We start from the raw sequence: 25,300 nt of genomic DNA, 5'->3' as shown, positions 1-25,300 counted from the left end.
GGATTGTAGCAGACGCGCCGGGCGCCTCCGCCGGGCGGAATCCACCGCTGCGCGCTGCGCTATGATGACCGGCACACATGCCGAATTCAGCCCGATCCCCTGCGAGCCGCCCCGGACTGCTCATCGTTGACGACGATCCGCTGATTGCCGACTCGCTGTCTTTCCTGCTCGAAGCGGATTTCGACGTGGTCAGCCACGCGTCGCGCAGCGCCGCCATCAATTGGCTGCGCGAGCAGGCGAGTCCGCCTGCGCTGGCGCTGATCGATCTCGGCCTGCCGCCCAACCCGCATCGTCCCGATGAAGGCTACGCGCTGATCGCGGACCTGCTGGCGCATTCGCCGGACACGCGCATCGTCGTGCTGTCGGGCCAGGGCGAGGAGAATGTCGCGCGCCACGCTCGCGCGCTCGGCGCCACCGAATTCGTCGCCAAACCGGCGCAGCCGCAGGCGCTCAATGCGTTGCTGCGCCAGTTGGCCCGGACTTGCCACGAAGAGGACGCGCCGGCGCTGCCGGCCCTGATCGGCGTCAGCGCACAGGTGGAACGCCTGCGCGCGCAGATCGAACAGTACGCACGCCTGCCCTACCCGGTGCTGATCGAGGGCGAATCCGGCACCGGCAAGGACATCGTGGCCAACCGCCTGCACGCCGTCGGCGGCAGCGACCGCCCCTTCCTGGCACTGAACTGCGCCGCCATCTCGCCCAGTCTGGTCGAACCCACGCTGTTCGGTCACGCCCGCGGCGCGTTCACCGGCGCGCAGTCGGCGCGCGCGGGGTATTTTGAGGAAGCCGCCGCCGGCACGCTTTTCCTCGATGAGATCGGCGAACTGCCGCTGGACCTGCAGGCCAAGCTGCTGCGCGTGCTCGAGAACGGCGAGTTCCAGCGCGTCGGCGAAACCCAGTTGCGGCGGTCGAACGCGCGCATCGTCGCCGCCACCAACCGGGACCTCGGCGCCGAAGTGCGCGCCGGCCGCTTCCGCTCGGATCTTTACCACCGGCTCAGCGTCTTCACCATTTCACTGCCGCCGCTGCGCGACATGGGCGACGACTGCCTGCGCCTGCTCGACCACTTCCGCAGCCAGTTCTGCGCCCAGCTCGCCCGCCCGCCCTTCACGCTCGACGTCGCGGCGCGCACCGCCTGGCTGGACTATGGATTTCCCGGCAATGTGCGCGAACTGCGCAACATCGTCATCCGTCTCGCCACCAAGTACCCGGGGCAGGAGGTCGGGCGCGACGCCTTGCTCGCCGAGTTCGATCCGACCATACGCAGCGGCGCGGCTGCGGGAGAGGACCGCGACCTGATCGACATCGCCACCGCCGAACTGCGCGCCGGAGGCTTCCGCCTCGACGCCAAGCTGCGCGAATGGGAATCCGCATACATCGACGCAGCCATGCGCCTTGCGCGCGGCAACGTCAGCGCGGCGGCGCGCCTGCTCGGCATCGCCCGCACCACGCTGTACCACCGGATGGAGGCGCCGGACGGCGACGCCGGCGGGCAGGGCTGACATGTATCTCGACCACTTCGGCCTGCGCGAAGCGCCCTTCCTGATCACTCCGCACGCCGACTTCTTCTTCGGCGGCGCCAACCGCAGCGCGCTGCTCGACGCGCTGGTCTACGCGCTCGGCCGCGAAGAGGGCCTGGTCAAGGTGAGCGGCGAGGTCGGTACCGGCAAGACCATGCTGGCGCGCGTGCTGATCGGCAGACTGCCGCCTCACCTGCGCGCGATCTATCTGGCCGATCCGCTGATGAACCGCGGCGAGCTGCTGGCCGTGCTGGCCGACGAGCTGGGCTGCGCCGACAACGCGGGCGACAGTGCTCACCGGATGCTGCGCGCGGTACAGCAGGCGCTGGTCGCCGAGTTCTCGGCGGGTCGGCAGATCGTGCTGCTGATTGACGAGGCGCACGCGATGCCGGCCGATACGCTGGAACAGATCCGCCTGCTGTCCAATCTCGAATCCGAGCGCCACAAGCTGATCAAGATCGCGCTGTTCGGCCAGCCGGAACTCGACGCCCTGCTCGACCGGCCGGACATGCGCCAGCTGAAGGACCGCATCACGCAGCACTTCCGGCTCGACCCGCTGGCGCCGGACGACGTCGCGACCTATATCGATTTCCGCATGCGCGCGGCCGGCTATCGCGGCCCGGCGGTGTTCGAGCGGGCGGCGACGGCGCGTATCGCGCGCGACTCCGGCGGCCTCACCCGGCGCATCAACGTGCTTGCCGACAAGTCCTTGCTGGCCGCGTTCGCCCGCAACGCACACGCGGTGACGCTGGCCGACGCGCAGCGCGCGGCTGCCGACACGCAGACGCGCGCCGACCTGCCGCCGCCGCGCACGGCAGCACGCAACGCGCTGCTGCTGCTGGGCGCAATCGCGCTGCTCGGCGCCGGCTACCTGCTCGGCCGCAGCGATCGGGTAGCCGAGCCGCCGCTCGCCGACGCAGTGGCCGCCCGCGCAGAGGTGGTCGCGGCGCAGCGACCGGCGGCGGCACCCGCCCCGGCCGAACCGCCCGCGAGCGCAGAAGAGCCGGTCACGCCCCCCGCTCCGATCCGTGCCGATCCGCTGGAGGCGCTGCTGGCGGCGAGCCGGGCCTGGTCCACGACGGCGCCGGGCGAGCGCTGGTTCGTGCAGCTGATGTCGGTCCCCGCCGGTCGTGCCGACCACGTGCTCGACTACGTCCGTCGCGCCGGCCGCGCGCTCGATGCGCAGCAGCTGCGCGCCTACCGCACGGACACCGCGGGTGACACGCAGCTGGCGGTGATCTACGGCGATTTTGCCGATCTGCGCAGCGCACAGCAGGCGGTCGAGGCGATGCCCGAATGGATACGCGGCACGCGGCCCGTCGTACGCCAGCTGCGCAGCCTGCGCGCCGACGATCAATGACAATGGAATTATCGTGTACGATGGCCCGCGCATCATCTTGATCCGCCAATGATTGCGCGTACCATCCTTTTCCGAACCCCGTCCGCCACCGCGACCATGACCGCATCGATGCGTGCTGCACCTGCCGACACCCGGGCCGGACGGCCCTCCCGCCCCTGCCGCACTGCTCTGCTCGGCGCCCTGATGGCGCTGCTGGCCGGCTGCGCCGTTCACACGCCACAACCTCCGTCAACCGCCCACGTGCTGGCCGACAAGCCCACGGCGCGACCGGCCGACGACATCCCGCCGCCGGTCACCCGGCCGCTCGCGCCACCGCAGCCGCAACCGCGACACAAGACCGAAACCTACAGCGTGGTGGTGAATCAGGTACCGGTGCGAGAACTGCTGTTCGCGCTGGCGCGCGACGCGCGGGTCAACGTTGACATCCACCCGGGCATCGAGGGTGCGGTCACGCTGAACGCGATCGACCAGACGCTGCCGCAACTGCTGACGCGCATCGCCCACCAGGTTGACATGCGCTTCGAGCTGGACGGCCAGAATCTGGTGGTGATGCCGGACGCACCCTTCCTGCGCAGCTACCGCGTCAACTACGTGAACATGTCGCGCGACGTGACCGGCGCGGTGTCGATCAACACGCAGATCGCCTCGACCACGTCGGCTGCGGTCGGCGGCGCAACCGGCGGCAGCGCGGCCGGCACCGCGGCGACGGCAGCGGGCAACAGTTCGAGCACGCGCATCGAGAACGTTGCCCGGAACCGCTTCTGGGAATCGCTGGAACGCAATATCCGCGACCTGCTGCGCGAGACCGACAAGCTCCTGCCGGCCGAGAGCAGCGACGCGGCGGTGGCTCCGGTGGCCGGTGCCGAGGGCACGTCGACGCCGCCCGAGCGGCGGACCACCTTTCGCGAAGCGGCGGCCGTCATCCTGAATCCCGAGACCGGCGTCATCAATGTGCGCGCCACCTCACGCCAGCACGAGAAGGTGCAGGAGTTCATCACCCAGGTGACCCGCATCGCGCGCCGTCAGGTGCTGATCGAAGCAACCATCGCCGAGGTGCAGCTGACCGACAACTACCAGCAGGGCATAGACTGGACCGCCTTCGCCGGCGGCGGCAAGCGCGGTGGTGCCACGCTGTCGCTGAACACCACCTCGACCGACTTCACCACCAATCAGCCCTTCGCCATTGGCCTCGGGCGCAACCGCGAACTGTCGGACAGCATCAAGCTGCTCGAAACCTATGGCGACGTGAAGGTGCTGTCCAGCCCGAAACTGTCGGTGTTGAACAACCAGACCGCGCTGCTCAAGGTGGTCAACAACATCGTCTACTTCGAAATCAAGTCAGACGTCGTCGCCAACACCAACACGCAGGCGGTGCGCAGTTTCACCGCGACGCCGCGCTCGGTGTCGGTCGGTCTGGTGATGGCGGTGACGCCGCAGATCAGCGCCGACGGCTTCGTGCTGCTCAATGTGCGGCCAACGATCTCGCGCAAGGTGGGCGACGCGCAGGATCCGACGCCCGACCTCAGCGCACCCAATCTGGTGCCGGTCATCCAGACGCGCGAACTCGAATCGGTGATGCGCGTGGCCAGCGGCGAAACCGCCGTGCTCGGCGGGCTGATGCAGGACGAGATCAATTTCCGTCGCGACAGCATTCCGGGCGTATCCGTGCTGCCGATACTCGGCCCGCTGCTGTCGGCGCGCAATGAAACCTCGCGCAAGACCGAACTGGTGGTGCTGATCCGCCCGGTGGTCATCGTCAACGCCAGCCTGGACGGCGACTACGCGCCGCTGAGCAGCGCGCTGCCGGGTCGTGACTTCCTGACGCCGTCCTTTCCGCCGCCGACGCTGCAGCCGCCGAAAGGGCCGGCCACGGAGTCGGCACCGTGAGCCTGCTGCTGGAGGCACTGAAGAAGGCCGAGGCAGCCAAGCGTCGAGACGATGAAGGCGGCGGCGACACGCCGGCCACCGAGCCGCCGCCCGCACCCGTCGCCCCGCGCATCACGCCGGCGCACGAACTCGAACTGATCGACGACGAAATCGCTCAGGCCGCCCGCTTTGCCGGGCTCGACGTGCCGGAACCTACCCCGTCCATTCCGCCACCCGCCAGCCCGGGCAGCGAGGCGGCGCGCCTGCTGTTCGACGCGAAGAAGCCGACTTCGCGCCCGTCCCCCCTGGCCTGGCTGCTCGGCGGCGGTGCGCTGCTGTTGCTGTGCGTCGGCGGCTGGGTCGCCTGGCAGTTGTCGTCGCTGGACAGCGGCCGGTCCGCGCCTTCGATACCCGCGGCGACACCGGTCGCAGCCCCGGCCAACACGCCCATGGCCGAAGCGGTCAAGCCTCCGGTCGAACAGTCTCCGTTGGCCGTGGCTACCCCGGCCGCTACCGTACCGGCTGCCGAGCCGACCGCCCCCGGCCGGCCGGCGCCTCCCCTACCCGCGCTCACCGCGCCGGCGGTGCCGGATTCATCCCGTTTCCTGTCCGGTCAGCTGACGGCGAACCCGCCGGCGGTCGAGACACCCCCGCCCACGCCAGCCGCCGCGCCGATCCGCATCACCCGCAACGCCCCCGCCGTACCTCAGGACGTCGCGGACGGCTACGCCGCCTTCCAGGCCGGTGAGTACGAACGCGCCCGCGTCGCCTACGAGCGCGCGCTGCGCGCTGATCCGCGTAACCCCGACGCGCTGCACGGCCTGGCCGCGCTGGCCCAGCACCGGCGCGACGAAGCTGGCGTGCGCCAGCTGATGCGGCGCATCGCCGAAGTCGATCCGTCGGACACCGCCGCTCGCGTCGCACTCAGCGACAACGTTGATCCGGTGGTCCAGGAAGCGCGCCTGCTCGACATCGCGGCCGCCCAGCCGAAATCGGCCGCCGCCGCCTTCGCGCTCGGTTCGCTGTACGCGTCGCAGGCGCGCTGGCGCGAGGCACAGCAGGCCTATTTCAACGCCTACACGCTGGCGCCCGAGCAGCCCGACCACGCCTACAACCTCGCTGTCAGCCTCGACCAGCTGCGCCAGCCGCGCCTCGCACTGCAGTACTACCGCGAGGCGATGTCGCTGCGCGCACAGCAGGCCGCGGCCTTCGATGCCGACACGGTGGCGGCGCGCATCCTGTCGCTGGAGGCACGCTGACGCGATGAATGCCCCGGTCAAACCGCAACGTCAGCCGCTTGGCCAGATGCTGCTCGCGCAGGGATTGGTGTCCGAGGACCAGCTGCGCATCGCGCTGCAGGAACAGCAACGGCAGAACATTCCGATGGGCCGGCTGCTGGTTCAGCTTGGTTTCGTCAGCGAAGCCACGCTGCGCGACGCGCTCGGCGTCACGCTGGGCAAGCGCACGGTCAACCTGACGCATGCGCTGGTCGATGCCGACGCGCTGCGCCTGGTACCGCAGGCGCTGGCCAAGCGCCACCTGCTGCTGCCGCTGAATTACGCGCCAACCGCGCGCCGGCTGACGGTCGCAGTGTCCGACGTGAACGACATCGTCGCCCTCGACCAGCTGCGCGCGCTGCTGCCCGAAGGCATGGACCTCGATACCGTGCTGGCCGGCGAAACTGAACTGGCGCACGCGATCGACCAGGCCTACGGCCACGAACTGTCGATCGAAGGCATCCTGACCGAGCTGGAAACCGGCGAGGTCGACTACCGCGCTCTGGCCGCCTCGGCCGACGAATACAGCCAGCCGGTGGTGCGCCTGATCGACGCGCTGCTGACCGACGCGGTCAAGCGCGAGGCGTCCGACATCCACTTCGAGCCGGAAGCCGGCTTCCTGCGCATCCGCTACCGCATCGACGGCCTGCTGCGGCAGATCCGCGCGCTGCACCGCTCCTACTGGCCGGCGATGGCGGTGCGCATCAAGGTGATGGCGGGCATGAACATCGCCGAAATGCGCGCACCCCAGGACGGCCGCATTTCGCTCACCATCAGCGGCCGGCCGGTGGACTTCCGCGTGTCGTCGCAGCCGACGCTGCACGGCGAGAACATCGTGCTGCGCATCCTCGACCGCGCGCGCGGCATCGTGCCGCTCGATGGCCTCGGTCTGGCCGAGTCGCAGCTCGACCAGCTGAAGCTGATGATCGCGCGACCGGAAGGCATCATCCTCGCCACCGGCCCGACCGGCAGCGGCAAGACCACCACGCTCTACTCGGTGCTGAACCACATCAATTCCGAAGGCGTGAACATCATGACGCTGGAGGATCCGGTCGAGTACCCGATGGCGCTGATCCGCCAGACCTCGGTCGCCGAATCGGTGAAACTGGACTTCGCCAACGGCGTGCGCTCGATGATGCGGCAGGACCCGGACATCATCCTGGTCGGCGAGATCCGCGACGCCGAAACTGCCGACATGGCCTTCCGCGCCGCGATGACCGGCCACCAGGTGTATTCGACGCTGCACACCAATTCGGCGCTGGGCGCCATTCCGCGCCTGCTCGACATCGGCATCCTGCCGGACATCATGGCCGGCAACATCATCGGCGTGATCGCGCAGCGTCTGCTGCGCCGGCTGTGCATCTATTGCCGCCGTGCGCGCGCGGCCGAACCGCACGAAGTGCATCTGCTCGGTGTGCGTGACGGCAATCCGCCGGACATCCACGATGCGGTCGGCTGCCCGGCCTGTGAATTCACCGGCTACCGTGGCCGGCTGGCGGTGATGGAACTGCTGCGCATGGATTCCGACCTCGACGAGCTGGTCGCCCGCCGCGCCACCTCGCGCGAACTGCGCAACGCGGCACGTGCCAAGGGTTTCCGTACGCTGGCCGAGGACGGCCTGCGGCGCGTACTCGACGGCTCGACCTCGCTGGAAGAGCTGGCGCGCGTGGTTGACCTGACCGAGCGCATGAGCCAGGGCGGGCCGGACTGGTACGCGAGGTAGCGCGGTGGCCATCTTCTCGTACAAAGCGATGAACGCGCAGGGCCGCATGGTGTTCGGCCGCATGGACGCCGCCAATCTGGTCGATCTGGAAATGCGCCTGAAGCGCATGCAGCTCGACTTCGTGAACGGCCAGCCGATGAAGCACGCGCAGCCGCTGTTCGGCCACAGCCTGCCGCGCATCGAACTGATCAACTTCAGCTTTCACCTCGAACAGCTGGTGCGCTCGGGCGTGCCGCTGATCGAAGCACTGACCGACCTGCGCGACTCGACCGAACACCCGCGAATGCGCGAAATCGTCGCCTCGCTGGTCGAGAGCATCGAGGGCGGGCGTTCGCTGTCGCAGGCCATGGCGGAGCATCCGGGTGCCTTCAGCAAGGTGTTCTGTGCGCTGGTGCGCGCCGGCGAACTGACCGGCAACCTGCCGGAAGTGCTGCGCGAACAGGTCGAGGCTTTCAAGTGGGAAGACGAGCTGGTGTCGCAGACCCGCCGTCTGCTTACCTACCCGGCCATCGTCGGCACCTTCCTGCTGTTCGTGATCGGCGTGCTGATGCTGGTGGTGGTGCCCGATCTGGCGCGCTTCTTCCGCAACACCGGGCTCGAGTTGCCACTGCAGACGCGCATCCTGATGGGTACGTCGGAATTCCTGCAGGCCTGGTGGCCGGCGCTCATCCTGCTCGTCGTGCTGGCGGTCGTCGGCAGTGCGGCCCTGCTGCGACTCAACCCGGCGCTGCGCCAGCGGGTGGACTGGATCAAGCTCAATCTGCCGGTGGTCGGCCCCATCCTGCACAAGGTGGTGCTGTCGCGCTTCGCCAGCATGTTCGCCATGATGTACGGCGCCGGCATCCCGATCATCGACGCCGTGCGTACCTCGGAGGACGTGGTCGGCAACGAGGCGGTGCGCGACTCGCTGCGGCGTGCCGGCATGCTGATCGGCCAGGGCCAGAACGTCACCGCCGCCTTCCAGAGCGTGGGCCTGTTTCCGCCGCTGGTGGTGCGCATGCTGCGCGTCGGTGAGAGCACCGGCGCACTCGACCGCGCGCTGCGCGAAGTGTCCTACTTCTACACGCGCGACGTGCGCGAGTCGATCGCCCGCGCGCAGGCGGCGATGGAACCGACGCTGACGCTGGTGCTCGGCCTGCTGCTGATGGGCGTCGCCTTCTCCGTGCTGGGGCCGGTTTACGACATGCTGACCCGGCTGAAGATCTGATGCCTCGCCGCCACGTGCTCTATCTCGACGCCACGCAACTGGTCGCCTGGGGATGGCGGGCCGGCGAGGTGACGCTGCGCGGGCGCTTCGCCAACGACGCCGAAGGCCATGCGCAGTTCGCCGAGTTCCTGCGCCAGCGCCGCGACAGTCTTTTCCTGCTGCTGTGCGATCTGGTGGACGAAGCTTTCGTCGCCGAGAGCGTGCCCTTCGTCCGCGGCGGCGACCGCGTGTCGCTGCTGCGTCGCAAGCTGGCGCAGCATTTTTTCGGCACCCCCTTCACCTGCGCGCATTCGCTCGGCCGGCTGCGCAGCGGTCGCCGCGACGAGCAGATGCTGTTCTGCGCGCTCACCCGCCCCGCTCACCTGGAGCCCTGGCTGGCGGCGCTGCGCGGTGCGGAAGCGGCACTGAGCGGCATCCACAGCGTGCCGCTGGTCAGTGAACCGATACTCGAACGGCTGCGCCTGACCGAAGGCCAGACCCTGCTGCTGGGCATCAGCGCGGCCGGCGTGCGGCAGAGTTTCTTCGAGGGTGGCCGGCTGCGCTTCTCGCGCCTCACGCCGCTGAGCGCGCTGTCCAGCAACGACCTGCCGCGCGCCTGCGCCGAAGAGGCGCGACGGCTGCATCCATATCTGCTCGGCCAGCGCCTGATCGCCCGCAACACGCCGCTGACCGTGCGCGTGCTGGTACCGCCGGCAAACATGGACGACTTCGCGCTCGCCTGCCGGTCGAACGACACGCTGCAGTTCGAACTGATAGACAGCGAACAGGCGGCTGCCCGCCTGGGCCTGCGTCCGCCGCCGCAGGACATGAACAGCGAGACGCTGTTCGTGCAGGCGCTGATGCGCAGCCCCCCCGCGGAACAGTTCGCGCCGTCGGCCGAACGTCGCTTCCACCGCCTCTGGCTTACCCGCTTCGCGCTGCGCGCCGCCGGCAGCGTGGCGCTGGCGGCCTGTCTGCTGTTCTCGGCACACAGCGCACTCGACAGCTTCGAGATGCGACAGGACACGCTGCGCCTGAACGACGACGCGCAGCGCGCGCAGCGTGCGCGCGCCGAGATCATCCGCCGGCTGCCGCCGACGCCGGTACCGCTGGACACCCTGCGCGTCGTGCATGAGCGCAGCCTGCAGATCGAACAGCGCAGCGCGATGCCGGACGGCCTGATGCGTGAGCTGGGGGCGGTACTCGAACAGCTGCCGCAGGTGACGGTGGACAAGCTCGAATGGCGACTCGCCGCCGACCCGGCGAACGGGAACACCGCTGCGCTGCCGCCGATGCGCGCCGAACTGATCGTGCACGCCCATCTGCCGGAGGAATTCGGTGTGCAGCAGCGGCGCGCACTGGAGGTGGTCAACGCGCTGGCCGGCCAGTTACGCGTGCGCCCCGGACTGGACGTCCAGGTGCTGCGCCAGCCCTTCGATCTCGAATCCGGCCAGGTATTGCGCGGTGGCACCCGCACCGAACGGACCGACGCCGGCAATGCGCCACCGTTCTCGCTACGCATCAGCAGGGGCCTGGCACCATGATGCGGCTGAACGATCTGCGCAAGGCGGGCGCCAGCGCACTGCTGGCGCTGGCGATGGCCTTGGCCGGCGCGGCAGCAGTATGGGCCAGCACCCGGCTCGCCGGCGACGTGCGGCAGGCACACGAGCGCGCCCTTGCCGCGCGTACCGAGGCGCAGCGCGCGCTCGCCGGCGCGCGCGCCGAAGAAGCGGAAATCGCCGCCAAGATCGACCGCTTCCGCCATCTGGTCGAGCGTGGTGCGGTCGGTACGGAGCGGCGACTGGCCTGGGTGGAACTGATACGCGACGCGCGCGCACGACACCACCTCGGTGCCGTCAACTACGAGTTCTCGCCGCAGCGTCCGCTCGATCCCCTGATCGCGCCGCCGGATGCCGATCAGCTTGAAGCCGCCGGCAGCACGCTGCGCATCCGCATGCCGCTGCTGCACGAAGGTCAGCTGATCGCCCTGCTCGACGACCTCGCATTCAACGCGTCGGCCGTCGTTCGCGTACGCGAATGCAGCGTCACGCGCGCCGCCGTCGCCAGTGACGCGGAACAGCTGGTGGCCGATTGCCTGCTCGACTGGATCACCTTCCGGCCACGCCAGGGAGCCGGCTCGTGAAGCGGCACGCACTTGCTCTGCTGCTCGTCGCGCTCTGCGGCGCCGCTGCGGCGCAGCCGCTGGGCAGGCTGTTCTTCAGCGACGAGGAACGGGCCCGGCTGGACGCCCGTCGCGATCAGCCGGTCGACAACACCGCACCGCGTCAGGTCGGCACGGTGCGCCACGACGGCGTCGTCACCCGTTCGTCCGGCCCGCCGACCTGGTTCGTCAATGGCGTTCCGGCCGATGGCGAGACGCTGTCGGCGCTGCCGGCCCGTACCGTCGGCGCCACCCTGCAACTGAAGGGTGCCGATGGCCGCCCGCTGCGTCTGCGTCCGGGCGAGCAGGCGACGGTGGACGAGGCCGGCGCAGCCGCACCCTCCGGTGCCGCCATCGACATCCGCCCGGGGCGCACGCGATGAGGCGTCGTCAGCGCGGCAGCGCATTGCTGATCGCAGTCGGTCTGCTCGGCCTGCTGGCGATGGCCACGCTGGCGCGCGCACTGTCGGCGCCGCCTGGCGCCGAAGCGGCGCTGGCCACCGAGCGCGCGCTGGCGCGGGCGCGCGAGGCGCTGATCGCCTACGGCGCGCTCGGCAATGCAGCCGGCAGCCACGACAATTCGCCAGGCGCCCTGCCCTGCCCCGATCTCGACAACGACGGCGTATCGGACCTCAACTGCAGCGCGCACATCGGCCGCCTGCCCTGGCGCACGCTGGGCCTGGGCCCGCTGCTCGACGGCGCCGGGGAATGTCTCTGGTACGCCCGCAGTCCGCGCTACAGCAACAACATCCAGACCAGCGAGCGCGGCACGTCGGCCGACAAACCGGCACTGAATCCGGCCACACCGGGCGAGATCATCGAAGTGAACGCCGAAGGCACCACCGGTCGCCAGTTGGCGGCGGTCATCTTTGCGCCTGGGCTGCCGCTGCCTGGCCAGCAGCGCGGCGCGGTCAGCGGTCTGTCCGGCTGCCGCAGCGGCGAGCTCGCGCAGTTCCTGGAGGATGTCGAGGTCGGCGGCACGCCTCACCCGCACAGCAGCGGGCTGAATGCGGTGACGCTGCTCGCCGGCGACGGCTTCAACGACAGCGTGCTCGGCATGGACACGCCGCGCCTTTTTGCGACCGCTGGCGCGCGCGTACTCGGCGACATCCAGCTCTCAGGCGGCACGCCTCCCCATGCCTGGTGGACGCAGAACCTGTGGTGTACCCAGGTGTGCGTCACCGCCACCAGTGGACGCATCGCGCTGGCCGACGGCGGCAGCGTGTCGCGCGCGCTCGGCGTCTTCCCGGCGTGCGCCAGCCCGTGCGGCGGAACATGAAAACAGAACGCGGATTCACGCTGGTCGAGATCGCGGTGGCGCTGACCATCATCGCGCTGCTCAGCGTCGGCGCGATCGGTACGCTGCAGATGGCCATGCTGCGCGCGCGCATCGCCGAAACGCAGGACGCACTGCGCGAGGCACGCGAGGCGGTCACCGCCTACGCGGTCGCCAACCGCTCGCTGCCCTGCCCCGCCGTGTCGGCTGCCGACGGCACCGAACAGAGCCGCGCGGGCGGCAGTTGCGCGAGCCGGCGCGGCCTGCTGCCGTGGACAACACTGGGCGTACGCGGACTCGACGGCTGGGGCAACCGGCTCGGCTACGTCGTATCGTCCGGAATGGTGAAAAGCCCGGCCGGGCGCATCGCGCTCAGTGACATCGGCAGCATAAAGATCATCGCGCGCGACGCGGCCGGAACACCGTCCGAAATCGTCACCCAGACGGCGGTCGCCTACGCGCTGTGGTCGCATGGCGAGAACGGCCGCGGCGCGACGACTGCGGTTGGCACACTGATCGCCGACGATTCGACGAGCAACATTGACGAAGACGCGAACAGCTCCCAACCCGCAAATGACGCCGACCAGACGCTGTATGCGCGGGAGGGCAGCAGCAGCGCGGACGCGGTCGGCGGCGAGTTCGACGACCTGGTGCTGTGGGAATCGCGCTACGTGCTGTTCGGCCGCATGATCAGTTCCGGGCAACTGCCGTGACCCGCCTCTCAACAATGACAGATCTTCACAGGTCCGAGCGATGAGCACCGGCTTCTTCACGCGCCTGCGTCGTGGCGGCATCCTGCCGACGGACAGCGCCGACGAGCGTCTGAACAAGTCGCTGCTGGTGCTGGCGACCGGCCTGGTCTGCGTCGCCTCGACGCTGTGGCTGGCGGTCTACTGGAGTCTCGGGCCGCGGCTGTCGGCCACACTGCCCTTCGCCTATCAGCTGCTGCTGGCGGGCAACCTCGCCCTCTTCCTGTATGGCGGCAATTTCCGGCTGTTCCGCAACACGCAGCTCGGACTTTTCCTGTTCGCGCCTTTCGTTGCGCAATGGGCGATCGGCAACTTCATCACCGCCAGCGGCATTCTGCTGTGGGGGCTGCTGGCACCGATCGGTGCCATCCTGTGCATCGGCGCGCGCGAGGCGCTGGCCTGGTTCTTCGCCTACGCCTTCCTGGTCGCGCTGACCGGCTTCTTCGACTACTACCTCGCCGACGCCGCGACTTACCGCAACGCGCTGGTGCCGGTGGAAACCAGCGTCGTGTTCTTCGCGCTGAACTTCCTTGCTGTCTCCAGCATCGTGTTCATGCTGCTGCGCTTCGCCATCGAACAGAAACAGATCATCGCGCGCCGGCTGGCCGAAGCGCACACGCTGCTGGAACAGGAGCAGGAACGCTCGGAGCGACTGCTGCTGAACGTCCTTCCAGGCCCGGTCGCGCAGCGGCTGAAGCAGAACGAAAAAAACATCGCTGACGGCTTCGCCGACGTCAGCGTCATGTTCGCCGACATCGTGAACTTCACCCAGGTGGCCGCCGGCATGACGCCATCGCAGGTTTTCTCGATGCTGAACCGCGTGTTCTCCCGCTTCGACGAACAGGCCGAAGCGCGCGGTCTGGAGAAGATCAAGACCATCGGCGACGCCTATATGGTGGCCGGCGGCCTGAACTCCGGCAATGCCGACTACACCGCCGCCATCGCCGATCTGGCACTGGAGATGCGCGACTGGCTGCGTAACCAGACCACCGGTACCGGCGTACTGCTTGATCTGCGCATAGGCATAGGCACCGGCCCGGTCGTCGCCGGCGTGGTCGGCAAGAAGAAATTCATCTACGACCTGTGGGGCGACACGGTCAATCTTGCCAGCCGCATCACCACCGAAGGTGTGCCCGGCATGGTGCAGGTCGATACCGCGACCTATCTCAGGCTGCGCAGCCGCTACGACTTCCACGAACCGCAGACGCTCTACCTGAAAGGCAAGGGCGACACCGTGGTGTATCGGCTGATCGGGCGCAAGGAGGACAGCGCCGAGTTAAGGACGGACAGCGTGGACATCCTGCTCGACGCAGGGTGAGCATGGATTCTGTGAAGACACGCTTGTTCGCGACGCCGCCTCACGTCAGAAGCTGACCGCCTGCAAACGCCCTGCCGAGACCCAGAGCGCTCACGCAGGCCTCTTCGCGGTCCAGCGGACTGGTGAGCAGCGTGGCGATGGGACACCTGCGTGGGAACGGGCGCCGAACGTGTCGTCGGCCTTCGTACTCAGGAACTGAGCCCCCTCCTGCAGCGCCACTGCACGTCCAGGCAGCGAGCTGATCTCCGGCACGCGGCGGTCCCGAACACCGATTTAATCAGGTCGATGCCAAGGGTTAACGAAAAACGGGCGCCCGAAGGCGCCCGTTTGAGCACGACTTTCTGATCGGAAACCGATTAGAAGGTGTGAGCGAGACCGATGTTGAAGCCGGAGTCGCCGTAGCCCGTGCCGTTCGAACCGCCCGAACCCGTGCCATTGCCGCCGGCAGCGTTCTTCGAGATGCCGCAACGAGCCAGATCGTCGTTGTTGATCTTGGCGTAGGTTGCGTACGCGGTGGTGCGCTTCGAGAAGGCGTATTCGCCACCGATGCCCCACTTCGAGCAATCGCTGTCATCAGCGCGATCGTCGTTGGCCTTGACGTACGAAGCCTTCAGGGTGATGTTCGAGGTCACCGGAGCCGACAGACCGATCAGCCAGCCGTCGCCGTTCGAGACAGCCTTCGAGGCGGTGTCGTCACCTTCGGTGCTTTCGTAGTAAGCCGACAGCTTGACCACGCCGAAGTCGTAGCTCGCACCAGCAACCCACAGGTCGAACTCGAGATCGCTGCCGCCAGCGCCAACGCGCTTGATCTGCAGGTTTTCGTAGTCGAGCAGCAGGCTGATCGGGCCATTGTCGTACATGGCGGCGATCGCATACAGCGGGGTGTCACCCGTTTCGACATCCTGGCCGGCGATTGCACCGGAACCGGCTTCCGACAGCAGCGACGTCGTGTAAGCGCCGAGGAACTTCAGGCCGGGGGCCAGTTCCGGGGTGATGTACACAACGGCGTTGTCAGCACGGTCAGCCTGGCCGAGGCCCGAGGTCACACCGAACAGCGAGCCGGCGTTAGCGACGGTCTGGTTCTTGAACGGATCGTACTTGCCGACGAAGGAGTAACGAGCGCCATCAACGCGGCCGCCGAGGGCGGTACCGAAGGCGCCGGTCAGGCCAACCCAGCTGTGACGGTTGGTCGTGGAACCGAACGAGGTGCCGCTGTCACCCGAGAAGCCGAATTCGAATTCGTAGATGGCCTTCAGGCCGTTGCCCAGATCTTCCGAACCCTTGAAACCGAAACGGTTGGTGCCGAGGATACCGTCTTCGAAGTCGTTCAGACGGCCAGTGCGACCGGCTTGCGACAGGCCACCGCTGTCACCACCGCGGGACATGAAACCGTAGTCGATGCGACCGTAGATGGTCACGTTGGAAGCTTCGGCCATGACGGCGGCCGGGGCGAGCGCTGCGGCGATGGCAGCGGCAAGCAGTTTCTTGGACATTACGCAAATCTCCTCTTGCGATGATAGTGGGTGCCCGGATCGTATTCGGCCTCGCGACCGCTGCACTGCCGGGCTACACACCTTCGGAGCTTCAGAAGGTGTGGCGGACTGTACCGAAGCAGTAAAGTCGGCCGCAAGCCATGCGTTGAATTACGTATGCCCCTGGATCAAGTCTTGTGGTTTTTGCGCAACAGGGCCAATTTGCGCCGAGGCAGCGGAGCAAGTGCTGCGCAGCACATCGCGCACCGCGTCACTCGACGTACCCCGCGACATTGAAGCCCTGTTGTCGATCGCCTCCTGCGGAGCACGGACACAAAAAAGCCCGAGCCGATCAGCACCCGGGCTTCTTGTGTCCGCCAGACGGACCCCTGCGCGAATTCAGACGCCGCAGCTGCCGCTGCCACCGGAGCGGCCGATCAGGTCGAAGAACTCGCGGCGGGTGCGTGCGTCGTCTCGGAACAGGCCAAGCATGCGGCTGGTGACCATGGCCACGCCCGGCTTGTGCACGCCGCGCGTGGTCATGCATTCGTGCGCAGCCTCGATCACGACCGCCACGCCGCGCGGCTGCAGCACCTCGTACAGCGTGTCGGCCACCTGCACCGTCATCTTCTCCTGGATCTGCAGGCGCTTGGCGAACACCTCGACCAGTCTCGCCAGCTTGGAAATGCCGACCACGCGGCGATCCGGCAGATAGGCGACGTGCGCGGTGCCGATGATGGGCACCATGTGGTGTTCGCAGTGGCTTTCAAAGCGGATGCCGGTCAGCGCGATCACCTCGTCGTAACCCTCGACTTCCTCGAAGGTGCGGGACAGGATTTCGCGCGGATCTTCGGCGTAGCCGGCGAAGAATTCCTCGTAGGACTTGACCACGCGCTTGGGCGTGTCGATCAGGCCTTCGCGCGTCGGGTCGTCGCCGGTCCAGCGGATCAGGGTGCGGACGGCCGCTTCGGCTTCTTCGCGGGTCGGACGACCGGTGTCAGTGCTCTTCATGTTCTTCCTGTACTTATATATATGGTGGATCGGCGGCCGGCTCGTGCCCGCCTTCGGCGACCCGGACCAGTCATGGTGGCGGTGCAAGTCCGGGTTTTCAAGAGGTTTGAGCACTCTGTGACCCTTGATATGGCGTTTTTGCTCCCCAGATTGAACAGCGGTAGGGTCTGTTGACCTTGAATCGCGAACCGCTTTTGCAGCGCGCGAGTCCCGATACGCCCGGCTCCGCTTTGGGCCTCCTGGCCCGACGGCCAGTCAGCCGGAGTCGGCCCGCCTTGATCCGGACGCATCGGGATTTGCGCGCGGCTGGCGATTCAATTTCAACAGACCCTCGGCCGCGGCTTGACGATTGTTTCCGGATGCAAGCCGCCGGAACAGCCCGCCAGCGGGCCCGCTCCATCGTTCGCCCACAAGTTGCGCCGACTCGTTCCGGACAGGTTGTCAGGCGCACAAACACACGTCAGGAGAGGACATTCGATGAAGATCAAGCTGTCTCGTACCGCACTCGCCGCGCTGACCGCGACCGCCTTCGGGCTGGGCGCCACGGCGACGACGGTTGACTGGATGCGCCACGCCGAAGCGGCACCGCAGTCGAAGCCGGTGCAGATTGCACAGGCGGCGCCGATCACCGCGCCGACGACGGCGCCCCTGGTTGCCGGTCTGCCGGATTTCAGCACGCTGGTCGAACAGACCTCGCCGTCCGTGGTGAACATCAGCGTGATCGGCAAGCCTTCGCGCGTTGCTGTCAATCCGAATGACCCGATGTTCGAGTTCTTCCGCCGCTTCGGCATCCCGGTGCCGCAGAACCCGCAGCGCGGCGGCGAGGGCCCTGCACCGCGCGGCATCGGCTCCGGTTTCGTCATCAGCCCGGACGGCTACATCCTGACCAATGCGCACGTGGTGGCCGATGCCGCCGAGGTGACGGTCAAGTTCACCGACAAGCGCGAGTACAAGGCCAAGGTGATCGGCAGCGACAAGCGCACCGACGTCGCGCTGATCAAGATCGAGGCGAAAAACCTGCCGGCGGTGAAACTGGGTAATGCCGACACCACCCGCGTCGGCGAGTGGGTGGCGGCCATCGGCGCACCCTTCGGCTTCGAGAACACGGTGACGGCCGGCATCGTCAGCGCCAAGTCGCGCGCGCTGCCGGACGAATCGCTGGTGCCCTTCATCCAGACCGACGTGGCGATCAACCCGGGCAATTCCGGCGGTCCGCTGTTCAACCTCAACGGCGAGGTGATCGGCATCAATTCGCAGATCTACTCGCGCACCGGCGGCTTCATGGGTCTGTCCTTCGCCATTCCGATCGACGTGGCGATGCGGGTGGCCGATCAGATCAAGCAGTACGGACGCGCCAAACACGCCCGTCTCGGCGTCAGCATCCAGCCGATCACGCGCGAACTGGCCGACAGCTTCGGCCTCGACCGCGCGCGCGGCGCACTGGTCGCCAATGTCGAACAGGGCGGTCCGGCCGACAAGGCTGGCCTGCAAGCCGGCGACGTGATCCTGTCGGTCGATGGCCGCGCCGTGTCCGATTCCTTCGATCTGCCGAAAGTGATCGGCAATCTGGCGCCGGGGAAGACGGTGAAGATGAAGGTGTGGCGCCAGGGCGCAGAGCGCGACCTGAGCGCGACGCTGGGCGAACAGAGCGACAGCGAGGTCGCGGCGCTCGACGAAGGTGGCCGCGACAGCGGACCGGTCCGCGACCGGCTCGGCCTCGCCGTGCGTCCGCTGACCGGTGCGGAATCGCAGCAACTGGGCGTCACTCGCGGCCTGGTCGTGGCCGACGCGGGCGGTGCAGCCGCACAGGCCGGCATCCAGCCGGGCGACGCCATCCTTGCAGTAAATGGTCAGCCGGTCGGCAGCGCGGAAGAACTGGCAAAGCTGGTGGAAAAGGCTAAGGGTCGCATCGCCCTGCTGATCCAGCGCGGCGACAACCGGCTGTTCGTGCCTATCCGGGTGGGCTGATTCGCCAACTCTGACATCGCGGCCGAACCGGGGCCGGAGCGGGGGTTCTGTGGGAGTGGTCTTCTGACCCCGTCTGCAGCCTGTGCCGAAGTCCGCGCTTACGACGAAGGTCTAAGCCGGGCCAGCAGCCGCCAGTCCTTGCCGACCGCCCGCAGGTCGCGGATGTTGACATCGATGCGCTGCGCCAGCGTGTCGAAGGGACCAAGGTTGAACAGGCCCATGCCGCGCCCGATCACGGTGGGCGCCAGATACATCAGCAGTTCGTCCACGCAGCCCTCACGCATCAGCGACCCGTTCAGCTTGTGACCGGATTCGGCATGCACCTCGTTCAGGCCGCGCGCTCCCAGTGCCTGGAACATCGCGGGCAGATCGACCTTGCCACCCTCGTTCGGCAGCACCAGCAGTTCGGCGCCGGCGTCGCACAGGGCCTGCGCCTTCGGCGTGTCGTCGGACGCGCACACCACCAGCAGCGGTGAGCGTTCGATGTCTGCGAACAGCTTCGCCTGCGGCGTCAGCTGCAGCCGGGCGTTGACGATGATGCGCAGCGGCTGGCGCGGGGTATCGACCTCGCGCACGGTCAGGCTGGGGTCATCCTCGATCACCGTGCCGATACCGGACAGCACGGCACAGGCGCGTGCCCGCCAGCGGTGACCGTCGCGCCGGGCCGCAGCGCCGGTGATCCACTGGCTGACGCCGTTCTCCAGCGCCGTCACGCCGTCCAGCGTCGAGGCAGTTTTCAGCCTGACCCAGGGCTTGCCGCGCGTCATGCGCGACACGAAACCGATGTTCAGCTCGCGCGCGTCGGCTTCCAGCACGCCGCATTCGGTCGCGATGCCCGCAGCGTGTAGGCGTGCCAGACCGTTGCCGGCGACCAGCGGATTCGGGTCCTGCATAGCGGCGACCACGCGCGCGACCCCCGCGGAGATCAGCGCTTCGGCACAGGGTGGCGTGCGGCCGTGGTGGCTGCAGGGTTCCAGCGTGACATAGGCGGTCGCCCCACGCGCGGCTTCGCCGGCGGCGCGCAACGCATGCACTTCTGCGTGGGGTTCGCCGGCCTTCTCATGCCAGCCTTCGCCGACGACCTGCCCGTCGCGCACCAGAACGCAGCCGACGCGCGGATTCGGCGAGGTGGTCCACAGACCACGCGCGGCCAGCTTCAGCGCGCGCGCCATGAAAAGTGTGTCAAGCGTGGCGTCGTGCGCCATTCAGCCTCCCGTCTTGCGCGGCGCGCGCGGCGGCTTGGTCACCTCGCGCACGACCTCGGAAAATTCATCGACGTCCTCGAAGTTGCGATAGACGCTGGCGAAGCGGATGTAGCCGATCTTGTCGAGCTTCTTCAGCTCGCGCATCACCAGTTCGCCGAGGCGGTCGGTCGCCAGTTCGCGTACCCCCATCGTGAGCAGGCGCTCCTCGATGCGGTCCATCGCCAGATCCACCGACTCGGTGGTGACTGGGCGCTTGCGCAGCGCCAGCATCATGCTGGCGCGCAGCTTTTCGCGATCGTAGTCGGCGCGCCGACCGTCCTTCTTGACGATCTGCGGCATCTTCAGCTCGACCCGCTCGTAGGTGGTGAAGCGCTTGTCGCAGTGCGCACAGCGGCGCCGGCGACGAATGATGTCGCCATCCTCGCTTTCGCGGGTTTCGACCACCTGGGTATCAGGGGAGCTGCAGAACGGGCATTTCATGGCGTCGCTCCGTGCATGGACGGCGCGAATGTTACGCCCGGATGCGGCATTGCGCCGCATTTCGTCCGCGCAAGCGCAGATTCAGGCCACGTCGCTCGCTTCGATCAGCTTCTGATAGGTATAGGCTGACAGCGCCAGCCGGTCGCTGCCCTGCACTTCGACGAACTCCAGCCCGTGCTGCACCGCATGCGCCTCACTTTCCGCGTCCGGATTGCTGCGCACCGAGCGGATGCCCGCCCTCACGTGCACGAACTGGTCGATATCGTCGAACTGCAGCCGGAACTTCAGCTGCAGCAGGTCGCCGATCTCGCCGAGCGCCGCCTTCGCGGCCAGCAACGCCCCGCCCTTGCTGATATCGATCAGGGTGCCGGCATACAGCGCGCCATACATGTCGGTCAGCGAAGTGATCAGCCGCACGCTGGCGCGCTGGGCGCGACGCACGCGCATGCCGCGCACCTTCTTCGGATAGCTCAGGTGCAAGTAGGGAAAGGGCGTGTTCGACATCTTCAGCACGTGTGCCGGGAAGGCATACACGCTCTTGCCGGAGAAGAAACGCAGAACGACGGCAGCATCCTGCTTCAACATGGCATAGGCACCATCGACCATCGGCGGCGTCACCATGACGCTGCGCCCCTTGGCGTAGCCGAGCAGCTTCACCGCGTGGCGCGGTGCGTCGGTGGCCGCGCCCTGCAGTTGCAGCAGGTCGCCGACCTGCAGCCGGATGTCCTCCAGCTCGAGCAGGATGCCCTCCTTGTCCGGCGCCGGCTCACCGTCCGGCACGATGCTGGACGGCGCCTGCACCTGATTAGCGGCCATGCGGTCGCGGTACAGACCACGCTCGCTCAGCACGTCGAGCTGGTTCTGCGTCTGCACCACGACGCCGGCCTTCAGCAGCAGCTTGTTGTTCTGGTCGTACAGCGAATACGGCAGGGGCTTGCCCAGCACCACATCGGTCTTGCGCACGGGAATCATGACGGCCTCGGAGGCAGCGGTATCCCCGGGGTATCGACAGGCCGCGCCGAAACTTGAAGCGGCCGCTCAGCGCCGCTGACCACGCGCCTTCATCAGATCGTGCAGGCTGCGCGCCGCCGGGACCAGCGGCGTGCGGTGCTGCGTCCAGCCCATCTGGTGTCGTGGTGCCAGCCAGCGAAAGCGGGTGGCCGCCCAGCGCAGCAGCCGGTAACGGCCCGGGCTGGCGTAGATGCCGCTCCAGAAGCGCCACACCAGCTTCTGGCCGACGCTGAACGAGGCGCCCTGCCCGGCCAGCGGCTGCGCCACCGCCGCGCCCGGCGCGCGATTGGCTTCGGTACGCAGACGCATCAGCAGCGACGGAATCGGGATGCGCACCGGGCACACCTCGGCACAGGCGCCGCACAGGCTGGAGGCGGTCGGCAGGTCGCGGCTGTCGTCCAGCCCGAGCAGATGCGGCGACAGGATCTGGCCGATCGGCCCCGGATAGGTGGTGCCGTAGGCGTGGCCGCCGACGCGCGCGTAGACCGGGCAGTGGTTCATGCAGGCGCCACAGCGTATGCATTGCAGCGTCGCGCGCAGCTGAGCGTCGGCGTAGGCCTGGGTGCGACCGTTGTCGAGCAGCACCAGATGCATGCGCCGCGGCCCGTCCTGGTCGCCGGGCCGGCGCGGGCCGGTGATCAGGTTGAAATAGGTGGTCGCCGCCTGACCGGTGGCCGAGCGCGGCAGCAGGCTGGCCAGCGGCATCGCGTGTTCCAGCGTATCGACCACCTTCTCGATGCCCATCATCGCGATGTGGATGTCCGGCACCGTCGTTGACAGCCGCCCATTGCCCTCGTTCTCGACCAGCCACAGCGTGCCGGTTTCGGCGATCGCGAAATTGACGCCGGAAATGCCGATGTCGGCCTGCATGAAGCGCTCGCGCAGCACCTCGCGGCCGGTGCGGATCAGCGCGTTGACGTCTTCGGTGTAGCCGGCGTCCGGAATCTTCTGTTCGAACAGCCGCGCGATGTCCTGCTTCGTCTTGTGGATGGCCGGCATGACGATGTGCGACGGCCGTTCGCCGGCCAGCTGCACGATGTACTCGCCCATGTCCGATTCGAGACACTCGACGCCGCGCGCTTCGAGGTAGTGATTCAGTTCCACCTCCTCGCTCACCATGGACTTGCCTTTGATCACGCGCGTCGCGCCGGCATCGGTGGCGATGCGATGGATGATGGCGCACGCCTCGTCCGGCGTTTCCGCCCAGTGCACCTCGACGCCACGCGCCTGCAGATTCGCCTCCAGCTTCTCCAGCAATGCCGGCAGCTGCGCCAGCGCGTGCTTGCGCACCGCCTCGCCCAGATCGCGCAGCGCCTCGGTTTCCGCCGGGTCCGGAAACTGGCTGGCGCGCTTGTCGCGCAGGAAGTTCATTGCGCTGCGGAAGTTGTCGCGCAGTCCCTCGTCCGCCAGCGCCTCGCTGACGCGGTCGCGGAACTGCGCCGGCGACACGAAATGCAGGGGCTGGGCGCTCATGCCGTCTCTCCGTCCGCGATCACCACCACGATCAGTTCGCGCGGGCCGTGCGCGCCGTAGGCCAGCGTCTGCTGGATGTCGGCGGTGCGCGAGGGGCTGGACACCAGCACGCGGTTGGTCGGCATGTCGTCGGCCCAGCGCTGGCTGCTCGACGCGTGGTGCAGGTCGTCATACAGGTCGCGCGCGTTGACGCAGACCAGGCTGATCGGCGGCACCAGCGACAGCGTACGCGGCAGTGCGCCGCCGTGGTTCAGCAGCAGCGCGCCGGTGGCCGCAATGCCGGCGGAGGCCGGTGTGAAACCGGCATCGATGGTCGCAAACATCTCCTGCGTCCAGGACTCGATCGCGCCGTCGAAGCGCACCGCTTCGATGGCGGACGGCAAGGTCGCCGCCAGCTCGTCGGCGCGCGCGTCGCCGTTCAGTGCCAGGCGACGCACGCCGCGCAGGTGCAGCGCATCGGCTGCAATGCGCGCCCATTCCGCCGGCTGCGCCACCATCACCTCGGCGCGCGAGGCGCGCAGTCGCGCACACAGCTGCTGCAGGCGCTCGTCCGGCGTCAGTCGTGGTCGCTGCGCGTAGTAGGCCGCCACGTCCGGCGGCGTCACCGGCGCGCCCGGCTCGGCCGCGCGCAGGCGGGCGAGGATGCGGTCGCGCGCACTCACGCCTGCCCCTCCAGTTGACGCAGCAGGAAGCTCGCCAGATGCTCGCCACGCAGCGCCCGACCCTGGTGTTCCGCCGCGTGCGAAATGTTCAGCATGCAGCCGCAGTCGGCAGTGACGAAGCGTTCGCAGACCGCCGACAGGCTGGCCACCTTGTCGCGCACGATGGCGCCCGATATGTCCGCATGCTTGAGCGAGAACACGCCGCCGAAACCGCAGCATTCCGATTCGTTGACGTGCGTGTCGAGCGTTACGCCGGGCAATGCCGACAGCAATTGCACGCCGTGCGCGCGGGTGCCCATTTCGCGCCGTGCACTGCACGAGGTGTGCAGGCCGACAGTGACCGGTTCGGAGCTTGCCATCGAGTAGTCCACGTGCAGTACCTCGACCAGGAAGCCGGCCAGCTCATGCACACGGCCGGCCACTTCACGGGCGCGCGCCTGCATCGCAGGATCGTCGTCGAACAGCGTTGACCAGTGGTGACGCATCATGCCGGCACAGGAGCCGGACGGCACGACGATGGGCCAGGGCTGGTCGAACAGCGCGATCTGCGCCGCCGCCACGCGGCGCGCCTCGTCCGGGTTACCGCTGGTGAAGGCCGGCTGGCCGCAGCAGCTCTGGGCATGCGGGAAATGCACGGTCAGTCCTTCGCGTTCCAGCAGACGCACCGCATCGACGCCGGCCTGTGGCACGAAGAGGTCGATCAGGCAGGTACCGAACAGATAGACCTGATCGGGGCGCGGCGGGCGATCTGCGTGCATCGGAAGCTCCGGTGGGCACCCGTAGGTGCGATGGAACGGGATGATCGCGGCGCCGTCGCTTCAGGCAAAATTGGTCGGACCAATTCTCCTGGACACGTCACCATGCCGCCCACCGCCGCCGACCGCGCCACCCGCGAACTCGAAAGCCGCCTGCTCGACGGCCGCTACGCCGCCGGCGCCCGACTGCCGGCCGAACGCGCGCTCGCGGAAGAACTCGGCGTCTCACGCGGCACGCTGCGCGAAGCGGTGCAGCGCCTGTCCGCGCGCGGTCTGCTGAGCAGCCGCGTGGGCAGTGGCGTCTATGTGACCGACCGCCTTCACGGTGGCCTCACTTCACCGTGGCGCCAGCTGCTGACCGAACACCCGCACCTCGGCAAGGACATGCTGGAATTCCGCCGCGTACTCGAAGGCGAGGCGGCCGCCTTCGCGGCTGAGCGCGCGACGCGTGCCGACCTGACAATGCTGCGCGGCGTGATCGACCGCCTGCGCCGCGCCCGGCGCAACGATGACGAAGCGCAGGAGGTGCTGCTCGATTCGGTGTGGCACGGCGCCATCGCGACCGCCGCGCACAACGCGATGTTCGGCTATCTGCAGGCCAATCTGCTGGCGCTGCACCGCGAACACATGGCGCACAACCACGCCGGCCTGCGCTTCGGCGACCGCGCGGTGGCGGAGGCGCTGTGGCAGCAGCACTTCGCGCTGTGGGAGGCGATCCGCGCACGGGCACCAGAGCAGGCGCGCGCCACCATGTACGCGCACATCGACTTCGTGCGGGCGCGGCTGGCGCCCGATGCTGCGGGCGCGCTGCCCTGATCTCGACGGCG

General features: G+C 68.1%; 22 protein-coding genes. 14 read left to right on the top strand and 8 right to left on the bottom strand.

Translation table 11 applies throughout. From position 1 onward, the window contains the following. Positions 1-77 precede the first annotated feature (77 nt). The 12 genes from ACQ66H_RS04405 to ACQ66H_RS04350 all read left to right on the top strand — a co-directional run bounded on the left by ACQ66H_RS04405 (position 78) and on the right by ACQ66H_RS04350 (position 14,436). Positions 78-1,502, top strand: a complete 1,425-nt coding sequence (locus tag ACQ66H_RS04405) for a sigma-54-dependent transcriptional regulator (RefSeq protein ID WP_430432973.1) — start codon at positions 78-80, stop codon at positions 1,500-1,502. Position 1,503: 1 nt separating this feature from the next. Beyond that, on the top strand, positions 1,504-2,880 hold the full coding sequence (locus ACQ66H_RS04400; protein WP_430432972.1) for an ExeA family protein: 1,377 nt from the start codon (positions 1,504-1,506) through the stop codon (positions 2,878-2,880). Positions 2,881-2,988: 108 nt separating this feature from the next. Then, on the top strand, positions 2,989-4,767 hold the full coding sequence (locus ACQ66H_RS04395) for a type II secretion system protein GspD (RefSeq protein WP_430432971.1): 1,779 nt from the start codon (positions 2,989-2,991) through the stop codon (positions 4,765-4,767). Then, positions 4,764-6,005, top strand: coding sequence for a tetratricopeptide repeat protein (locus ACQ66H_RS04390; RefSeq protein WP_430432970.1), 1,242 nt, complete (start codon positions 4,764-4,766; stop codon positions 6,003-6,005). Before ACQ66H_RS04395 ends, ACQ66H_RS04390 begins: the two co-directional genes overlap by 4 nt. A gap of 4 nt (positions 6,006-6,009) precedes the next feature. Further along, positions 6,010-7,746: a GspE/PulE family protein gene (locus tag ACQ66H_RS04385; RefSeq protein ID WP_430432969.1), complete on the top strand. Its 1,737-nt coding sequence runs from the start codon at positions 6,010-6,012 to the stop codon at positions 7,744-7,746. Positions 7,747-7,750: 4 nt separating this feature from the next. Next, positions 7,751-8,953, top strand: coding sequence for a type II secretion system F family protein (locus tag ACQ66H_RS04380; RefSeq protein WP_430432968.1), 1,203 nt, complete (start codon positions 7,751-7,753; stop codon positions 8,951-8,953). Then, positions 8,953-10,476, top strand: coding sequence for a hypothetical protein (locus ACQ66H_RS04375; protein ID WP_430432967.1), 1,524 nt, complete (start codon positions 8,953-8,955; stop codon positions 10,474-10,476). The genes ACQ66H_RS04380 and ACQ66H_RS04375 overlap by 1 nt, the downstream gene beginning before the upstream one ends. Continuing rightward, entirely contained in the window at positions 10,473-11,075 is a 603-nt protein-coding gene (locus ACQ66H_RS04370; protein WP_430432966.1) for a hypothetical protein, read from the top strand. The genes ACQ66H_RS04375 and ACQ66H_RS04370 overlap by 4 nt, the downstream gene beginning before the upstream one ends. Then, positions 11,072-11,476 carry a hypothetical protein gene (locus ACQ66H_RS04365; protein ID WP_430432965.1) on the top strand — a complete coding sequence of 135 codons (405 nt, stop codon included), beginning with the start codon at positions 11,072-11,074 and terminating at the stop codon, positions 11,474-11,476. The genes ACQ66H_RS04370 and ACQ66H_RS04365 overlap by 4 nt, the downstream gene beginning before the upstream one ends. Then, a complete protein-coding gene (locus ACQ66H_RS04360; RefSeq protein ID WP_430432964.1) occupies positions 11,473-12,372 on the top strand; it encodes a hypothetical protein in 900 nt (299 codons plus the stop codon). Before ACQ66H_RS04365 ends, ACQ66H_RS04360 begins: the two co-directional genes overlap by 4 nt. Next, the gene (locus ACQ66H_RS04355; RefSeq protein ID WP_430432963.1) at positions 12,369-13,082 is read left to right on the top strand and encodes a type II secretion system protein; all 714 of its coding nucleotides are present in this window, start codon (positions 12,369-12,371) and stop codon (positions 13,080-13,082) included. The genes ACQ66H_RS04360 and ACQ66H_RS04355 overlap by 4 nt, the downstream gene beginning before the upstream one ends. A 40-nt stretch (positions 13,083-13,122) precedes the next feature. Next, positions 13,123-14,436 carry an adenylate/guanylate cyclase domain-containing protein gene (locus ACQ66H_RS04350; RefSeq protein ID WP_430432962.1) on the top strand — a complete coding sequence of 438 codons (1,314 nt, stop codon included), beginning with the start codon at positions 13,123-13,125 and terminating at the stop codon, positions 14,434-14,436. 356 nt (positions 14,437-14,792) lie between these two features. Here the strand turns inward: ACQ66H_RS04350 and ACQ66H_RS04345 are convergent, their stop codons facing one another. Then, positions 14,793-15,929, bottom strand: a complete 1,137-nt coding sequence (locus tag ACQ66H_RS04345) for a porin (RefSeq protein WP_430432961.1) — start codon at positions 15,927-15,929, stop codon at positions 14,793-14,795. A gap of 378 nt (positions 15,930-16,307) precedes the next feature. Further along, positions 16,308-16,919: a GTP cyclohydrolase I FolE gene (folE, locus tag ACQ66H_RS04340; protein ID WP_019919488.1), complete on the bottom strand. Its 612-nt coding sequence runs from the start codon at positions 16,917-16,919 to the stop codon at positions 16,308-16,310. A 477-nt stretch (positions 16,920-17,396) separates the two neighbouring features. Here folE and ACQ66H_RS04335 point away from each other — a divergent pair, with 477 nt between their 5' ends. Next, on the top strand, positions 17,397-18,887 hold the full coding sequence (locus ACQ66H_RS04335) for a DegQ family serine endoprotease (protein WP_430432960.1): 1,491 nt from the start codon (positions 17,397-17,399) through the stop codon (positions 18,885-18,887). Between the two features lie 98 nt (positions 18,888-18,985). Here ACQ66H_RS04335 and ribD read toward each other — a convergent pair whose 3' ends face one another. From ribD to ACQ66H_RS04305, 6 genes are all read right to left on the bottom strand, one after another. Next, on the bottom strand, positions 18,986-20,092 hold the full coding sequence (ribD, locus tag ACQ66H_RS04330; protein WP_430432959.1) for a bifunctional diaminohydroxyphosphoribosylaminopyrimidine deaminase/5-amino-6-(5-phosphoribosylamino)uracil reductase RibD: 1,107 nt from the start codon (positions 20,090-20,092) through the stop codon (positions 18,986-18,988). Then, a complete protein-coding gene (gene nrdR, locus ACQ66H_RS04325) occupies positions 20,093-20,572 on the bottom strand; it encodes a transcriptional regulator NrdR (RefSeq protein WP_019919492.1) in 480 nt (159 codons plus the stop codon). 81 nt (positions 20,573-20,653) lie between these two features. Further along, positions 20,654-21,544 (bottom strand): flagellar brake protein, encoded by an 891-nt coding sequence (locus tag ACQ66H_RS04320; protein ID WP_430432958.1) that lies wholly within the window; start codon positions 21,542-21,544, stop codon positions 20,654-20,656. 66 nt (positions 21,545-21,610) lie between these two features. Beyond that, positions 21,611-23,056 carry a LutB/LldF family L-lactate oxidation iron-sulfur protein gene (locus ACQ66H_RS04315; protein ID WP_430432957.1) on the bottom strand — a complete coding sequence of 482 codons (1,446 nt, stop codon included), beginning with the start codon at positions 23,054-23,056 and terminating at the stop codon, positions 21,611-21,613. Further along, positions 23,053-23,718: a LutC/YkgG family protein gene (locus ACQ66H_RS04310; RefSeq protein WP_430432956.1), complete on the bottom strand. Its 666-nt coding sequence runs from the start codon at positions 23,716-23,718 to the stop codon at positions 23,053-23,055. Before ACQ66H_RS04310 ends, ACQ66H_RS04315 begins: the two co-directional genes overlap by 4 nt. Then, positions 23,715-24,476 carry a (Fe-S)-binding protein gene (locus ACQ66H_RS04305; protein WP_430432955.1) on the bottom strand — a complete coding sequence of 254 codons (762 nt, stop codon included), beginning with the start codon at positions 24,474-24,476 and terminating at the stop codon, positions 23,715-23,717. The genes ACQ66H_RS04310 and ACQ66H_RS04305 overlap by 4 nt, the downstream gene beginning before the upstream one ends. Positions 24,477-24,578: 102 nt before the next feature. Between ACQ66H_RS04305 and ACQ66H_RS04300 the strand changes: the two genes are divergently transcribed. Continuing rightward, entirely contained in the window at positions 24,579-25,289 is a 711-nt protein-coding gene (locus ACQ66H_RS04300; RefSeq protein ID WP_430432954.1) for a FadR/GntR family transcriptional regulator, read from the top strand. Positions 25,290-25,300: the final 11 nt, after the last annotated feature.

The sequence above is a fragment of the Methyloversatilis sp. genome (assembly GCF_965284615.1).
In the GTDB taxonomy this organism is placed as follows: domain Bacteria; phylum Pseudomonadota; class Gammaproteobacteria; order Burkholderiales; family Rhodocyclaceae; genus Methyloversatilis.
The sequence above is the reverse complement of the archived record's forward strand: the minus strand, read 5'-3'. Positions and strand labels throughout refer to the sequence as shown.

What these genes read in the sequence shown, in the direction of transcription:
- ACQ66H_RS04395 (WP_430432971.1), top strand. Translation starts at nt 2,989, where the DNA reads ATGCGTGCTGCACCTGCCGACACCCGGGCCGGACGGCCCTCCCGCCCC.
- ACQ66H_RS04375 (WP_430432967.1), top strand. Translation starts at nt 8,953, where the DNA reads ATGCCTCGCCGCCACGTGCTCTATCTCGACGCCACGCAACTGGTCGCC.
- ACQ66H_RS04315 (WP_430432957.1), bottom strand. Translation starts at nt 23,056, where the DNA reads ATGAGCGCCCAGCCCCTGCATTTCGTGTCGCCGGCGCAGTTCCGCGAC.
- ACQ66H_RS04405 (WP_430432973.1), top strand. Translation starts at nt 78, where the DNA reads ATGCCGAATTCAGCCCGATCCCCTGCGAGCCGCCCCGGACTGCTCATC.
- ACQ66H_RS04305 (WP_430432955.1), bottom strand. Translation starts at nt 24,476, where the DNA reads ATGCACGCAGATCGCCCGCCGCGCCCCGATCAGGTCTATCTGTTCGGT.
- folE (WP_019919488.1), bottom strand. Translation starts at nt 16,919, where the DNA reads ATGAAGAGCACTGACACCGGTCGTCCGACCCGCGAAGAAGCCGAAGCG.
- ACQ66H_RS04400 (WP_430432972.1), top strand. Translation starts at nt 1,504, where the DNA reads ATGTATCTCGACCACTTCGGCCTGCGCGAAGCGCCCTTCCTGATCACT.
- ACQ66H_RS04335 (WP_430432960.1), top strand. Translation starts at nt 17,397, where the DNA reads ATGAAGATCAAGCTGTCTCGTACCGCACTCGCCGCGCTGACCGCGACC.
- ACQ66H_RS04385 (WP_430432969.1), top strand. Translation starts at nt 6,010, where the DNA reads ATGAATGCCCCGGTCAAACCGCAACGTCAGCCGCTTGGCCAGATGCTG.
- ACQ66H_RS04360 (WP_430432964.1), top strand. Translation starts at nt 11,473, where the DNA reads ATGAGGCGTCGTCAGCGCGGCAGCGCATTGCTGATCGCAGTCGGTCTG.
- ACQ66H_RS04355 (WP_430432963.1), top strand. Translation starts at nt 12,369, where the DNA reads ATGAAAACAGAACGCGGATTCACGCTGGTCGAGATCGCGGTGGCGCTG.
- ACQ66H_RS04320 (WP_430432958.1), bottom strand. Translation starts at nt 21,544, where the DNA reads ATGATTCCCGTGCGCAAGACCGATGTGGTGCTGGGCAAGCCCCTGCCG.
- ACQ66H_RS04300 (WP_430432954.1), top strand. Translation starts at nt 24,579, where the DNA reads ATGCCGCCCACCGCCGCCGACCGCGCCACCCGCGAACTCGAAAGCCGC.
- nrdR (WP_019919492.1), bottom strand. Translation starts at nt 20,572, where the DNA reads ATGAAATGCCCGTTCTGCAGCTCCCCTGATACCCAGGTGGTCGAAACC.
- ACQ66H_RS04350 (WP_430432962.1), top strand. Translation starts at nt 13,123, where the DNA reads ATGAGCACCGGCTTCTTCACGCGCCTGCGTCGTGGCGGCATCCTGCCG.
- ribD (WP_430432959.1), bottom strand. Translation starts at nt 20,092, where the DNA reads ATGGCGCACGACGCCACGCTTGACACACTTTTCATGGCGCGCGCGCTG.
- ACQ66H_RS04345 (WP_430432961.1), bottom strand. Translation starts at nt 15,929, where the DNA reads ATGTCCAAGAAACTGCTTGCCGCTGCCATCGCCGCAGCGCTCGCCCCG.
- ACQ66H_RS04370 (WP_430432966.1), top strand. Translation starts at nt 10,473, where the DNA reads ATGATGCGGCTGAACGATCTGCGCAAGGCGGGCGCCAGCGCACTGCTG.